At 66.5% G+C, this 13,547-nt stretch carries 12 protein-coding genes; 7 read left to right on the top strand and 5 right to left on the bottom strand.

Translation table 11 applies throughout. The features are described 5' to 3' along the window. Nucleotides 1-423: 423 nt before the first annotated feature. Nucleotides 424-828: a response regulator gene (locus tag AR540_RS15105; protein ID WP_236712077.1), complete on the bottom strand. Its 405-nt coding sequence runs from the start codon at nt 826-828 to the stop codon at nt 424-426. A 249-nt stretch (nt 829-1,077) separates the two neighbouring features. Here AR540_RS15105 and betT point away from each other — a divergent pair, with 249 nt between their 5' ends. Both betT and AR540_RS15115 read left to right on the top strand, forming a co-directional pair. Next, a complete protein-coding gene (gene betT, locus AR540_RS15110) occupies nt 1,078-3,042 on the top strand; it encodes a choline BCCT transporter BetT (protein WP_153014263.1) in 1,965 nt (654 codons plus the stop codon). 116 nt (nt 3,043-3,158) lie between these two features. Beyond that, nucleotides 3,159-4,241: an AbrB family transcriptional regulator gene (locus AR540_RS15115; RefSeq protein WP_059230035.1), complete on the top strand. Its 1,083-nt coding sequence runs from the start codon at nt 3,159-3,161 to the stop codon at nt 4,239-4,241. Nucleotides 4,242-4,268: 27 nt separating this feature from the next. On the opposite strand, the gene AR540_RS15120 is transcribed toward AR540_RS15115, so the two are convergent. Continuing rightward, nucleotides 4,269-4,526, bottom strand: coding sequence for a hypothetical protein (locus AR540_RS15120; RefSeq protein ID WP_059230036.1), 258 nt, complete (start codon nt 4,524-4,526; stop codon nt 4,269-4,271). A gap of 541 nt (nt 4,527-5,067) precedes the next feature. Here AR540_RS15120 and AR540_RS15125 point away from each other — a divergent pair. Then, the gene (locus AR540_RS15125) at nt 5,068-6,597 is read left to right on the top strand and encodes a GGDEF domain-containing protein (RefSeq protein ID WP_059230037.1); all 1,530 of its coding nucleotides are present in this window, start codon (nt 5,068-5,070) and stop codon (nt 6,595-6,597) included. A gap of 1 nt (nt 6,598) precedes the next feature. Here AR540_RS15125 and AR540_RS15130 read toward each other — a convergent pair whose 3' ends face one another. Continuing rightward, complete coding sequence (locus AR540_RS15130) at nt 6,599-7,618, bottom strand: GGDEF domain-containing protein (RefSeq protein ID WP_059230038.1); 1,020 nt, start codon at nt 7,616-7,618, stop codon at nt 6,599-6,601. A gap of 342 nt (nt 7,619-7,960) precedes the next feature. On the opposite strand from AR540_RS15130, the gene AR540_RS15135 reads away from it, so the two are divergent. After that, on the top strand, nt 7,961-8,779 hold the full coding sequence (locus tag AR540_RS15135; protein WP_201786121.1) for an HDOD domain-containing protein: 819 nt from the start codon (nt 7,961-7,963) through the stop codon (nt 8,777-8,779). Nucleotides 8,780-8,904: 125 nt separating this feature from the next. Next, nucleotides 8,905-9,180: a hypothetical protein gene (locus tag AR540_RS15140; protein ID WP_059230040.1), complete on the top strand. Its 276-nt coding sequence runs from the start codon at nt 8,905-8,907 to the stop codon at nt 9,178-9,180. A 55-nt stretch (nt 9,181-9,235) separates the two neighbouring features. Here AR540_RS15140 and AR540_RS15145 read toward each other — a convergent pair whose 3' ends face one another. Continuing rightward, nucleotides 9,236-9,487 carry a hypothetical protein gene (locus tag AR540_RS15145; protein WP_059230041.1) on the bottom strand — a complete coding sequence of 84 codons (252 nt, stop codon included), beginning with the start codon at nt 9,485-9,487 and terminating at the stop codon, nt 9,236-9,238. Between the two features lie 152 nt (nt 9,488-9,639). On the opposite strand from AR540_RS15145, the gene AR540_RS15150 reads away from it, so the two are divergent. After that, nucleotides 9,640-10,407, top strand: coding sequence for a hypothetical protein (locus AR540_RS15150; protein ID WP_059230042.1), 768 nt, complete (start codon nt 9,640-9,642; stop codon nt 10,405-10,407). Nucleotides 10,408-10,607: 200 nt separating this feature from the next. Here AR540_RS15150 and AR540_RS15155 read toward each other — a convergent pair whose 3' ends face one another. Then, nucleotides 10,608-11,381 carry an SIR2 family NAD-dependent protein deacylase gene (locus tag AR540_RS15155; protein WP_059230043.1) on the bottom strand — a complete coding sequence of 258 codons (774 nt, stop codon included), beginning with the start codon at nt 11,379-11,381 and terminating at the stop codon, nt 10,608-10,610. A 197-nt stretch (nt 11,382-11,578) separates the two neighbouring features. Between AR540_RS15155 and AR540_RS15160 the strand changes: the two genes are divergently transcribed. Beyond that, nucleotides 11,579-13,492, top strand: a complete 1,914-nt coding sequence (locus AR540_RS15160) for an AAA family ATPase (protein WP_059230044.1) — start codon at nt 11,579-11,581, stop codon at nt 13,490-13,492. Nucleotides 13,493-13,547 lie beyond the last annotated feature (55 nt).

Raw genomic sequence — 13,547 nt, forward strand, 5'->3', positions numbered from 1 at the left:
GCGGCCATGGCGGTCCGCCGATGCGGCCGCTCCTACAGGAAGAGGTACGCCGGTTTGACGTGATCTTTGCCGTGGCTGATGAAACTGAACGCCTGCTCGGATAGCCCCCTCTCCCCTCGGGAGAGGGTTGGGGTGAGGGCCTCCTCGCCACCAAGTCTCCAGTGGAAAAGGCTGCGTCGTTTTCCACGCTACGTGAGGTATCCCAACAGCGATAAGACAGTTGCTCCTACAGACTGCGATGTAACCCGTAGGAGCGGCCCATGGCCGCGATAGCCCAGTCACTTAGAGGTTCAGGCAAGACTCCCTCAAGGTCAGACAGCAACCGCCATCACTCAATCATTCGTAGAGCGAGTGATGGCGCAGCTAATCCGCAGATGGCAAGACAACGCCTGATCACTCGACGCCCAGCCATTCCGCCCGTCCTTACGCCACCCGGCTCTGCCCCAGCACCTCGTTGACGCAACGGGCCATGTCGTCGATGTGCCACGGCTTGGGCATGAAGCGGGCGCGGCCGGCACCACGGGGGATCGTCAGGCGATCGCCGGACGTGAGGATGACCGGGATGTGCGGCCAGCGCTGGGAGACCACCTGGGCGAGTGCCTCGCCGTCAATCTGCCCAGGCATGCGTACGTCGGTGAAGAGCACGTCGACCCGCGCATTGATCTGTTCCAGGTAGCTCAGCGCCGCATCGGCGGTGGGCAGGGCCACCACCTGCAGGTCGACCAGGCTCTCCAAGGCTTCCGTGGCCAATTCCCGCAGCAACGGCTCGTCCTCTACCAAGAGCAGTAGCGGACGATAGGAGCCGAGTGGAGCGGATGCCTGGGTCATACCCAACAGACTTTGCCGGGCAGGCTCGGTTCTGGCCGTTCAGGCCTCTCATGTCCCAAAGTCGACAACCGGCAGTGACGCCCCTCTAAACGGCAACTTTCAGCGCCTCCTTGACTCGAAGCGTTCACCCATGGGGGCGCCTGTGGTATTCTTTTTTAATCGAACGATCAATAAAAAAAGAATCCCTCCCCTTTCGGCAGCTCGCAAGGAGTCCCCATGAGTGCGACGCCCTCATCCGGCACCGTACGGCTGAATCCCCCCGCGTTCTACTGCGCGGCCGCGGTGATCCTGCTGTTTTCCCTGATCGTCATCATTCGCCCCGAGCAGGCCGGTGCCTGGTTGCTCCAGGCCCAGACCTGGGCCGCCAACACCGTCGGCTGGTACTACCTGCTGGCGATGACGCTCTATCTGGTGTTCGTGGTGGTCACCGCCCTGTCCGGCTACGGCAAGATCAAGCTCGGTGCCGACCACGACCAACCCGAGTTCAGCTACCTCTCCTGGGCCGGCATGCTGTTTGCCGCCGGCATCAGCATCACCCTGTTCTTCTTCTGCGTCTCCGAGCCGCTGACCCACTTCACCCAGCCACCGGCCGGCGAAGGCGGTACCCCCGCCGCGGCGCGTCAGGCCATGCAGATCCTCTTCCTGCACTGGGGCCTGCACGGCTGGGGCGTCTTCGCCCTGGTGGCCATGGCCCTGGCCTATTTCGCCTATCGCCACAACCTGCCGCTGGCGCTGCGCTCGGCGCTCTATCCGCTGATCGGCAAGCGCATCAACGGGCCCATCGGCCATGCCGTGGACGCCTTCGGCATCATCGCCACCATCTTCGGCCTCGGCGCCGACCTGGGCTTCGGCGTGCTGCACCTCAACGCCGGCCTCGACTACCTGTTCGGCATCAGCCACAGCCACTGGGTGCAACTCATCCTCATCGTGCTGATGATGGGCGCAGCCATCGCCGTGGCCGTCTCCGGCGTGGACAAGGGCGTGCGCATCATGTCCGACATCAACATGGTGCTGGCCGTCGCCCTGCTGCTGTTCGTGCTGTTCGCGGGGCCCACCCAGCACCTGCTCAACACCCTGATCCAGAACATCGGCGACTATCTCGCCGCCCTGCCCGGCAAGAGCTTCGACCTCTACGCCTACGACGAGCCCTCCGACTGGCTCGGCGGCTGGACGGTGTTCTACTGGGCCTGGTGGATCGCCTGGGCGCCCTTCGTCGGCCTGTTCATCGCGCGCATTTCCCGCGGCCGCACCATTCGCGAATTCGTCTTCGGCGTGCTGTTCATCCCGCTGGGCTTCACCCTGGCGTGGCTGTCGATCTTCGGCAACAGCGCCCTGGAACTGGTCCTCGGCCAGGGCCTGACCGGCCTGGCGCAGACCGCCCTCACCGATCCGGCCATGGCCTTCTACCGGGTGCTGGAGACCTATCCGGCCAGCCGCGTGGTGATCAGCGTCGCCGTGCTGGTGAGCTTCGTCTTCTTCGTCACCTCGGCCGATTCGGGCACCGTGGTGCTGTCCACCCTGTCCTCCACCGGCGGCGAGGCCGACGAGGACGGTCCCAAGTGGTTGCGGGTCTTCTGGGGCGCGGCGGTGGCGGTGGTGACCGGTGGCCTGCTGTTCGCCGGCAGCATGGACGCCCTGAAGTCGGCGGTGGTGCTGACCTCGCTGCCCTTCTCGGTGGTGGTCCTGCTGATGATGTGGGGCCTGCACAAGGCCTTGCACCTGGAATCCCAGCGCCAGCGCGCGCGGCTGCACTCCCTGGCGCCGGTGGCGACCAACGGCAAGGCGCGCCATGGCGGCTGGCGCCAACGGCTGTCCCAGGCGGTGTACTTCCCCTCGCGGGACGAGGTCTATCGCTTCATGGACAGCACGGTGCGCCCGGCCATGGAGGAAATGGTCGAGGTCTCGCGGGAGAAAGGCCTGGTGGTGGATACCCAATTCGACGCCACCAACGCCAACCTGCAGCTCATCATCGGCCATGGCGAGGAGCATCCCTTCATCTACCAGGTAATCATGCAGGGTTACTTCACGCCTTCGTTCGCGCGTGCCGGCATCGGCGGGCTGCATCTGAAGAATCGTCGCTACTATCGGGCCGAGGTGCATCTCACCGAAGGCAGCCAGGACTACGATCTGGTGGGCTACAGCCGTGAGCAGATCCTCAACGACATGCTCGACCAGTACGAACGCCATCTGCAGTTCCTGCACCTGGTACGTTAGCCGATGGTTTTTTCATGGACCGAAAGGCCATTGAAAGCTGCAAAGCCCGTATAATCGCCCCAGGGCTGGCGCCATGCCGGCCCTGGGGTCGGTACGCCCAACCGGTCCCCCGCCGTATGGAGACCGCCTTGTCCGCCCCGCCTGCCGCCTCGCCCTGTCCGCCCCTGCTGCAATGGCTAGCCCTGCTGCTCTGCTCCGCCCTGGTCGGCGGTCTGCTCAGCTGGCTGCAGATGCCGGCGGCGCTATTTCTCGGCCCCATGCTCACGGCCATCGCCTTCGGCGTGGGCGGTGCCAGCATCCGGGTGCCGAGGCGCCTGTTCCAGTCCGGCCAGGGCGTCGTCGGTTGCCTGATCGCCCACGCCATGACCGCCGCGGTCCTGCTGACCGTAGCCGAACACTGGCCGGTGATGTTGCTGGCGACGGCCCTTACCGTACTGCTCAGCCTGCTCACCGGCGCCCTGCTGGTCCGCTTCGGCGGCCTGCCCGGCAGCACCGCCGCCTGGGGCACCACGCCCGGCGCAGCGGCCGCCATGGTCGCCATGGCCGAGGAATACGGCGCCGATCCGCGCATCGTTGCCACCATGCAGTACGTACGGGTGGTCTGCGTGGTAGTCATCAGCGCCCTGGTCGGACGGCTGCTCGGCGCCGAAGGTAGCGGCACCGGGCACCAGGCCACGGTCGTCAGCCTCGATGGCCATTTCGCCTTCAACCTGCTGCTGACCCTGGCGGTGGCCCTGGCCGGCAGCTGGCTGGGCGGCCGCCTGTTTTCCGCCGGTGCCCTGCTGGTGCCCATCGCCCTGGGCACCGTGCTGCAGCTCAATGGCTGGCTGGACATCACCCTGCCCCACGCCCTGCTGGCCTTGGCCTACGGCGCCATGGGCTGCTACGTCGGCCTTAGATTCGACCGCGCCACGGTGCGCTACGTCTGGCGCGCCCTGCCGAAGATGATCGTCGCCTCGCTGCTGCTGATCGTGCTGTGCGCGCTCTCGGCGCTGCTGATGGCGAAGCTGATGCACGTCGACTTCCTCACCGCCTATCTGGCCACCAGTCCGGGCGGGCTGGATTCCATGGCCATCATCGCGGTGGATGCCCATGCCGACGTCGGGCTGGTGCTGGCGATGCAGGCCTTGCGCCTGATCGGGGTGGTCCTGACCGGGCCATTGCTGGCCCGTCAGTTGGTCAAGCTCGCCCGCACCTGAACAGGCGCGGGCCGGGCGCTCAGGCTCTCAGGCCGAGCGGCGCTCCACCTGGGCCGTGATGTTGTAGCCATTGGCGGCATGGCCACGCACCACTACCCGCGCATTGGGATAGAACCCCTTGAGGCGCTGCTGGAACAGAAAGTAGATTTCCGCGCCCGCGCGGATCTCGGCGGGGTCGGTCAGGGTAAGAGAGAAGCTGCGCACGGGATCGCTGGCATGCTGCTGTTCGTCCTGCTCGATGCGCTGCATGGCATCGTCGACGATTTGTTCGGCAATCTGCGACATCTGGTGACCTCCTGGTCGGCTAGTATCAAGACGTCGTCCGCAGGGACGGCTGTACCGCTAGTGTGGTGGTTCAGAAGTTCGCACAAGAATTGGCGAGTGGTTTTTGTTCAAGGGCTAGGCGCCGCGACGAGTCATAGCAGGCTATGGCGAGGAGTGGCAACGACGTCCAGGGCGGTCCGCCGCTGCGGACAAAAAGCGCCGCCAAAATTGTGTAGTTAACTTCTGAAACACCACACTAGAGACCGCGGACGCCCGGCAGGGATTCGCCAGCACAGCGAGATTCCGACGAAATTGTCGACCCGGTCGAGCCGTCGCGGTCCCAGTGTGGCGCTTCAGACGTTCGCGCAAGAACTGGCGAGTGATTTTTTGGGTACGGGCCAGGCGCCAGGACGAGTCACGGCAGGGCTGTGGCGAGGAGTGTCAACGCAGTCCGGGCCAAAAAAGTGCCGTCAAAATTGTGCAGATGACCTTTGCCACACCACACTAGGATATCGCCACGGGCGACTCGCCCTGTCTTCCACCGCAAGGATCTTTCTGCCTCATGGCCCAAGGCCCTACCGCTGCCGCCTCTCGCAACCTGGTCACCCAACGCCTGGCGCTGGCCCTGCTGGTGTGCGCCGTCGCCGTCATCCTCGCCCTGGAGTCCTGGCAGGTCTGGCGCAATTACCAGAACGCCTTCGCCAGCGCGCGCAGCGATGTCGGCAACATCACCCTGGCGGTGTCCCAGCACGCCAGCGACGCCCTCAAGGAGGCCAACTCCTTGCTGATCAGCATCCGCGATCGCCTGGACGACGCCCCGCTGGCGCAGTTGGACCGCCCCCGCATGCACCGGCTGCTCGCCCGCCAGGCCGCCCTGCTGCCGCAGCTGCACGGATTGTTCGTCTACGACCGTGACGGCAACTGGCTGGTGACCGACCAGGGCGCCATCCCGCCACAGGCCAACAATGCCGACCGCGAATATTTCCAGTTCCACCGGCAACATCCCGAAGACGTCCTGCACGTCGGCGCCGTCATCACCAGCCGTAGTTCCGGCGAGCTGATCATCCCGGTGTCGCGGCGCATCGACGACGCCGAAGGCCGGTTCGCCGGAGTCCTGCTCGCCACCATCCGCCTCAAGTACTTCGTCGACTACTACGCCCGCTTCCGGCTCGACGAGCGCGGCGCCATCACCCTGGCCCTGGACGACGGCACCCTGCTGGTACGGAGGCCCTTCCAGGCGGATTTCGTAGGCACCAACCTCGCCGCCGGCGAACTGTTCCAGCGGTACATCAAGCAGGCCGACACCGGTACGGCCGTGGTCCGCGCGGTGGTCGACGGCCAGGAGCGGCTCTATGCCTTCGAACACCTGCAGGGCTATCCGCTGGTGGCCCTGGCCGGCATCTCCCGGAGCGCCATCCTCGCCAGCTGGCGCCAGGACATGCTGCGCTCGATCGTGGTCGTAGGCATCCTCGTCGTCGGCATGCTGGTCTTCGGCTTCAGCCTGCTGCGGCAGATCCGTGCCAACGTGCGCAGTGAGGCGGCGCTACGCCAGGCCCATGACGACCTGCAGCTGCTGACGCTCAAGGACAGCCTGACCGGCCTGGGCAATCGCCGCCAGTTCGATACCCTGCTGCCGCTGGAGCTGGCCCGGGCGCAGCGCAGCGGTCAGCCGCTCAGCCTGCTGATGATCGACGTCGACCACTTCAAGGCCTACAACGACCACTACGGCCATCCTGCCGGGGATCGCTGCCTGCAGGCGGTCGCCGGCGTGGTGGCCAGCGCGGCCCGGCGCCCAGGGGATCTCGCCGCGCGCTATGGCGGCGAGGAGATGGCACTGTTGCTGCCCAATTGCGACGAACTCGGCGCCTATCGCGTGGCTTGCATCGTGCAGGAGCGGCTGCTCGCCCTGGAGCTGCGCCATGCGACCAGTCCCTTCGGTCGCATCACCATCAGCCTGGGCTTCGCCGTGCACCAGCCGGACCAGACCCGGCAACCCCAGGCGGCCAGCCTACTGGCCAGCGCCGACGAAGCCCTATACGTAGCCAAGCATTCTGGCCGTAATCGCACCCACCCGTCCCCCGTACCCGACTGAGCTAGCCGCAGATCATCGCGCCGCGGTAGTGCACCCGGTCCTTGCCGGCGCGCTTGGCATGGTAGAGCTCGCCGTCGGCCTGCTTGAACAGGTCCGACGGCAGGCTGCCGGGGGCGAGGCGGGTCACGCCGGCGCTGAAGGAAAAGCACGAGCCGGCCTGGGTATTGGCGCGGATGTCGTCGAGCAGCCCCTGTAGGCGCAGCGTCAGTTCACGGTCGCCTTCGGATTTGACCAACACGCCGAATTCCTCGCCCCCCAGCCGGCCGAAGTAGCCATCAGGGAAGTGCCGACTCAGGGTGGCGGCCGTTTCCCTGAGCACCAGATCGCCCACATCGTGCCCGAAGCGATCATTGATGCGCTTGAAGTCGTCGATGTCGAGCATGACGAAATACCAGTCCGGCGACGGCTCCGCGCAGACTCGCTCCAGATCCAGCATCAGGGCGCGCCTGTTGCTGATGCCGGTCAGGGCATCGGTTTCCGCCTGCAGGCGATAGCTTTCCTTGAGCTGCAGGGTGCTGCCGACGATGCGCACGAAAGTGGCACTGAGCAGCAGGCCGAGCACCATGCCGGACACCATTATCGCCACCAGGAGCGGCAGCGTCTGGGGGCTAACGCTGTCGAACTGACCATAGAAGAGCACCAGCCAGACCGCTCCGGCGGCGATGCCATAGTCGAGCACCTGGGCGAACAGGATGGTCGAGCCCAGGGTGATGATGATGGCGATGGGGATCATCCAGGCATAGCCGGCCTCGCCCATGCCGGCAATCTGGAAGCGGAAGGCCAGGGCCTCGAACACCACGAAGACCAGGGCGAACAAACGCCAGAGCACGAAACGCCGCGCAGTGCTCATCGCCAGGCAGGAGAGCACCATGCCGCCCAGGGCCAGCCAACCCCAGATCGCCACGCCATCGGTGAGGAAAGGGTTGATCGCGACGCTGAGCAGCCAGCCGAGCATACCGGTGCACTGCGCCAGGACGTTGGGCAATTGCAGCATCTGGCGAATGTGAGTCTGGTACGTCATCGAAGCACTCTGGCGCCAAATTTAGTGGCTAAATGACATCATACCCCTGACACCATTCCCTGCCTTTCGTCGGCCGATCTCCGGCACGTCGGGAGTCTAGACATCCGCTCATCCGACCTCATCTTCCGCCTGAGTAAGACCTCATATCCGCCGCTGCAGGCACGACGGACGGCGGGAAAATGCCGCCACCGGTCCGCTCGGCCTGCCAGGACATCACCACCACTCGCTAGGGTGGGGAAACGAATTCTCGGCTAGGCTTGGCAGTAGCGGTGCGGTCGTTCATATTCTTCACGATTTACGCCATCCCTCCCCTCCCTATCGGTATAGAACAAACCAGGCTCCATCATGGAAATCGATGCGCTGTTCGATCACCTGCACATACTGCCCAGCATTCCCAAGGTGGCCCAGGAGCTCATCCAGCAGTTCGACGACCCCACCAGCAGCATCGAGGAGATCGCGCGCAACCTGTCCCTCGATCCGGTGCTCTCGGCCAAGGTGCTGCGCCTGGCCAACTCGGCCCGCTTCCGCGGGGTGCGTCCGGCGACCAGCATCGAAGGCGCCGCCATCCGCCTGGGCTTCGACGCCCTGCGCACCCTGGTGCTGGCGTCGGCGGTGACGGCCGCCTTCCGCTACAATTCCAGCTTCGATCCACGCGATTTCTGGCAGCACAGCTTCGATGTCGCCAGCATCTGTCGCGTCATCGCCGGCCAAGCCGGCGCCGACCGGGAAACCGCCTTCACCTGTGGCATGCTGCACAACATCGGCGAATTGCTGATCCGAACCGCGGCGCCCGATATCGGCGCGCGCATCGACGCCGAGCAGCGCGCCCCGGCGAGCGTGACGCCCGAGCAGGCCGTGGGCTTCGGCTATCCCGAGGTAGGCGCCGAGCTGGCGCGGCGCTGGCAGTTGCCACTGGAGATACAGCAGGCCATCGCCTACCAGCAGCATCCGCAAGACGCTCCCGACGAGACCGGCATGGCCCGGCTGGTGGCCCAGGCCCGGCTGGTGTCCTTCGTGCTGCGGCGCCATGGCGGCATCAACGAGCAGGCCAAGGTCGCGCTGGTCAACCCCTTGCTCAACGACCTGGATCTGGCCAGGCTGCTGGCGGAATTGCCCGAGATCATCGAGGCGGACAAGGCCTTCGGCACCCTCATCAACTGACCGGCCGTCCGTGGCGACGGTCGCCGCCATCGCGTGCATCACAAATCTGCCAGTCGGTCGTGGCAAATGTCGAACGGGTGTCGCAAGAATCGGTCAAAGCCATATAGCTAACAGGAGTGAGTGCGATGGCCGAGCCGCTGAAGTTCACGGATGCGAACACCATCATCAAGGGTGCCTTCCAGCCCATGCTGTGCGCCATGACCGCCCAGGACCCCGCGACCTTCAACGTCGAGGTCTATGCGCCCAACGGCACGGCCCTGCTGCAACGACGCATCGCCCGGGTCGACCTGCTGGACAACTCGCTGTTGGAGGCCTTCATCTGCGACAGCCGCGCGCGCATCGAGCGCGCCACCCACGAGCGACCTGATTGGCAAGTCCGCTACACCTGCTCGCTGGCCTGAGTCCGGCCGTTTTTTGCCTGGGAAGGCGCCTCGCGAGGCGCCTTTTTCTTGCCTGTCAGTCGTTGAGCACCCGCTTCTGCTTCTCGCCCTGGGCCTTGGTGGCCGGCGTTCTGTCCGCTTTCTTCTGGGTGGAGGGGTTGGCCGTGGAGGTATCGTCGGCGCTGTCGCGATTGCTGGTATTGGAGCTACCCGGGGCGCCTATGCCGTTGCCGGTGACCCCGGCGTCATTGCTGCTGGCGGCCAGGCTCGGGCCGGCCAGGATCGCCAACGCGGCACCGCAGGCGAGGATCAGGGAAGTCTTGCGCATGTTGGTGTCCTCCTGCCGCGAGAAGGAGGGTGTCGCGGACTGCACCCTGACTGATTAGGCCAAAGGCCGGGCCAAGCGTTCCCGCCTTCCTATAGACTAACGGCCATCCCGCCGCGCCTTGCCAGGTGCGGCCGTCGTGTTCAGGAGTTGCCGTGAAGTACCGTTATCTCATCGTCGACCGCACCGCGCTCGACACCCCTGCCCTGTTCGAGTACCTGGCCGAGGCGCCACAGCACCGCGTCATCGTCTCCGGCGGTACGGCCGAACAGCTGTTCGCGGCGGAGCTCTGGCCGCGGCTGCGCGAACGCCTGGCGCCCCATGCCGAACGCTTCTTCTTCGCCGACTCCAGTGGCCCCTTGCTGCAGGCCGAACTGGAAGGCCGCAAGCCTGGCCTGCTGGATCGCGACCTGACCCTGGCGTTCAAGGATGCGGTGACCGCCGACGCCGAGGACGACCGGGTACTCAACCGTATCCGCAGCGAACTGCTCGATACCGATCACGATTACCAGGCCAACCGCCGCATCTTCCTCAACAGCCTGCTGGGCCAGATGCGCCGCGCTCTGCCGGCTGGTGCGGTGACCGCCGGCAACTGGCAGGACGCCATCCGCCAGGCCATCGCCGCCGCCCAGCAGGGTCTCGCCAAGGGCTTCGCCCCGGGCCTGGCCGATGCGCCCTTCAAGGTATTCCTCAAGGCCTATCCGCTGGCCGCGCGCTACGTCGCCCAGCTCGCCGTGCTGCTGATCACCGCCGGTCGCCAGGAGAACGACGTGCTCATCGATCGCTTCGTGGCCCAGGACCCGACGCTGGTGGCTACCCTGTTCGATGGCCTGCTCACCGAAGACGACGAGCAGCGCCAGGCCTACACTGCCCTCAAGCGCACCCTGGATGCCCTGGGTACCGGCGGCCAGGCGCTGCACTGAGCCGTCCTGGTGTGCTGCTTCAGACGTTATCTACACAACCTTGGCGGCGCTTTTTCGGCCGCAGCGGCGGACCGTCTGGGCATGGTTGCCACTCCTCGCCATAGCCCCGCCATGACTCGTCGCGGCGCCTAGCCCAGCCGGCGCGCCGAATCGCCAAAAAATCACTCGCCAACTCTTGCGCGAACCTCTGAAGCACCACACTAGAGCCGCTCCAGGAGCGCCGGCAGGATCGCCCCGGCCGCGCCCAGCAGTTGCCAGTCACCACCGAAATCGGCCGCCGGCTGCGGATCGATGCGCACCACCGTGGCGCCCCGCTGGCGTGCCACCACCGGCAGACTGGCCGCTGGCTGCACCAGCCCGGAGGTGCCGATCACCAGGCAGAGGTCGCAGCGCTCGGCCAGGTCCCAGGCGGTGGCCAGGGCCTCTGCCGGCAGGGACTCGCCGAACCAGACTACCCCGGGGCGAGCCGGACCGCCGCAGGCAGGGCAGCGCGGTGGCGCCAGCAGTCGATCCCCGGTCTTTGGCAGCGCCGGCGACGCCAGGGGTCGCGCGCAGTCGAAGCAGCGCGGTGCGTGCAGGCTGCCGTGCAGATGGATGACGTCGCGGCTGCCGGCGCGCTCGTGCAGGTCATCGACGTTCTGGGTGACCAGCCGCAACCGCCCGTGTCGCTCGGCCCAGGCCGCCAAGGCGCGATGAGCCGCATTGGGCTGGGCCTCCAGCGCCTGACGGCGACGCCATTCGTACCAACCCCAGACCCTGGCCGGGTCCTGCACGAAGGCTTCCGTCGTGGCCAGTTGCGCCGGGTCGAAGCGTGCCCAGAGACCGGTCAGCGCCTCGCGAAAGGTGGCGATACCGCTCTCCGCCGAGACGCCGGCGCCGGTCAGCACCAGCACTTCGTCGGCCGTGCGCAGGCGTTCGAGCAGGGCCGGCGGCAGGGTCGGCAGCGCCGTTCGGCAATCCAGGGGAGCAGGCATGGTAGGGGTTACTCCGTGAAATCTGGCGCAAAACAAACGGGCCTTGCGGACCGCGGAAAAGACCGAAAGTGTGACGATACTCGACGGATGGTGAGTCCACTCATCGTTTTCCGCCGAACCGAGGTTCACCCCCGCCGCCACAGGCCGATAATCCGGAAGTCCGCGTCCGATGTCGCTCCGACCCTAACGGTATGTGAATGAAGAAGTCCCTCTTTGCCAAGTATCCGCGCCGGCTCGTCGCTGGCGCACTGTCCCTCGTCACCGTCGCCAGCCTGGCCGGCTGGTTGTGGCTCAAGCCCACCGACCCGGCCCCGACCGCCACTGCCATGCTCGCCAGCGTGCAGCAGGCCCCCGAACACTGGACCCAGCAGCCGCGTGACCTATCCGTGCTGCTGGCCGATCTGCGCGCCAGGGCCATCACCGGCGCCGTGATCGGCGATCACACCCTCTACATCGACACCAACCGCGGTGAGCACTATGCCGTGGCCGACAACGGCGGGCGCATCGCCGACCGGCTGCTGGCCGACTACGCCACCCAGGCCGAACCGCTGTTCCCGGTGGCCAGTTGGAGCGAAGCCGGCCAGCGCCATCCCTGGCTGGATACCCTGCTGATCAACCTGCCGGGCTACCTGCTCCTGCTGCTGCTCGCCGTGCCCCTGGCGCTGCGCTTCACCAGCCCCTTCAAGCTGCACCGCAAGGGCACCGGCATCTCCTTCACCGACGTGGTCGGCGCCGCCGAGGCCAAGCGGGCGCTGGAAGACGTCACCACCTGCCTGCGCAACCCCAAGGCCTTCGCCGCCCTGGGTGCCCGTCCGCCCAAGGGCGTGCTGCTGACCGGCGAGCCCGGTACCGGCAAGACCCAGCTGGCCAAGGCCCTGGCCACCGAGTGCAACGCCCACTTCATCCAGGTGACCGGTAGCGACTTCTCCTCGATGTTCTTCGGCGTCGGCATCCAGAAGGTCAAGTCGCTGTTCCGCACCGCGCGCAAGAAGGCGCCCTGCATCATCTTCATCGACGAGATCGACGGCATCGGTCGCCGCGCCGAGCAGTCGCGCTCCAGCGACGCCGAGGCCAACCGCATCATCAACCAGTTCCTCACCGAACTGGACGGCTTCGACGGTACCAGCGGCGTGCTGGTCCTGGGCGCCACCAACTTCGCCGACTCCCTGGACCCGGCCCTGCGCCGCGAAGGCCGCTTCGACCGTACCATCGCCGTGCCGCTGCCGAGCCTGGAAGATCGGCGCGCGTTGTTCGAGCTCTATGCCGGCAAGCTGCCCTGCCAGGGCGAGCTGGACCTGGCGGCCCTGGCGCGCAACACCGTGGGCCTGACCCCGGCGGCCATCGCCTACATCAGCAACCATGCCGCCCTGCTCGCCGCTCGTGAGAGCGCCAGCGCCGTGACCATGACCCACTTCGTCGAGGCCATCGAGACCTGCCGCATCGGCGAGCAACCGGTCGGTGTCACCCCGCTGGGCGCCGCCGAGCGCACCCGTATCGCGGTGCACGAGGCCGGCCATGCCCTGGTCGCCGCCGTGCTCAACGTCGGCCGGGTGGAAAAGGTCACCCTGCTGCCCCGCGGCCAGGCCCTGGGCGTTACCCTGATCACTCCTACCGAAGACAAGCGCCTGCACCTGAAGTCGGAGCTCGAAGGCCGCATCCAGATGCTGCTGGCCGGCCGTTGCGCCGAGCAGCTGTACTTCAACGAGGTCTCCTCGGGCGCCGCCCAGGACCTGCAGGAGGCCTCCAAGCTGGCGCTGTCCATGGTCGCGTCCCTGGGCATGGGCCCGAGTGGCTCGCTGCTCAGCCTGCAGGCCTTGCGCGACGCCGGCATCGACTTCGACGCCGCGCCCAGCATCGCCGCCGCCGACCAGTTGCTGCACAGCCTGGATCATCGCTGCCTGGCGCTGATCACCGAACTCAAGCCGGCGCTGGACGACATCACCGAGCAACTACTGCGCGACGAGACCATTCCCGGCAGCGCCGTGGCCGAAGCCATCGCCCGCGCCAGCGGCCTGGAAGCCTGCGGCGCCCTCAACCGCGCCCTGGCCTTCGTGCCGGAGCGCGCGAGCGACAGCGAACCCCGCATTGCCGCTGCCTTCAAGGGCGAATGATCGCCCGCCGAGCTAGTCCACCACGAAAAAGCCCCGGTCTTCCGGGGCTTTTTCC

Origin of the sequence: Pseudomonas sp. EpS/L25 (assembly GCF_001512295.1) — a bacterium.
Lineage (GTDB): Bacteria > Pseudomonadota > Gammaproteobacteria > Pseudomonadales > Pseudomonadaceae > Chryseomonas.

Coding starts and splice junctions, on each gene's coding strand:
- AR540_RS15105 (WP_236712077.1), bottom strand. CDS start 828: ATGACCCAGGCATCCGCTCCACTCGGCTCCTATCGTCCGCTACTGCTC.
- AR540_RS15115 (WP_059230035.1), top strand. CDS start 3,159: ATGGAGACCGCCTTGTCCGCCCCGCCTGCCGCCTCGCCCTGTCCGCCC.
- AR540_RS15120 (WP_059230036.1), bottom strand. CDS start 4,526: ATGTCGCAGATTGCCGAACAAATCGTCGACGATGCCATGCAGCGCATC.
- AR540_RS15125 (WP_059230037.1), top strand. CDS start 5,068: ATGGCCCAAGGCCCTACCGCTGCCGCCTCTCGCAACCTGGTCACCCAA.
- AR540_RS15130 (WP_059230038.1), bottom strand. CDS start 7,618: ATGACGTACCAGACTCACATTCGCCAGATGCTGCAATTGCCCAACGTC.
- AR540_RS15140 (WP_059230040.1), top strand. CDS start 8,905: ATGGCCGAGCCGCTGAAGTTCACGGATGCGAACACCATCATCAAGGGT.
- AR540_RS15145 (WP_059230041.1), bottom strand. CDS start 9,487: ATGCGCAAGACTTCCCTGATCCTCGCCTGCGGTGCCGCGTTGGCGATC.
- AR540_RS15155 (WP_059230043.1), bottom strand. CDS start 11,381: ATGCCTGCTCCCCTGGATTGCCGAACGGCGCTGCCGACCCTGCCGCCG.
- AR540_RS15160 (WP_059230044.1), top strand. CDS start 11,579: ATGAAGAAGTCCCTCTTTGCCAAGTATCCGCGCCGGCTCGTCGCTGGC.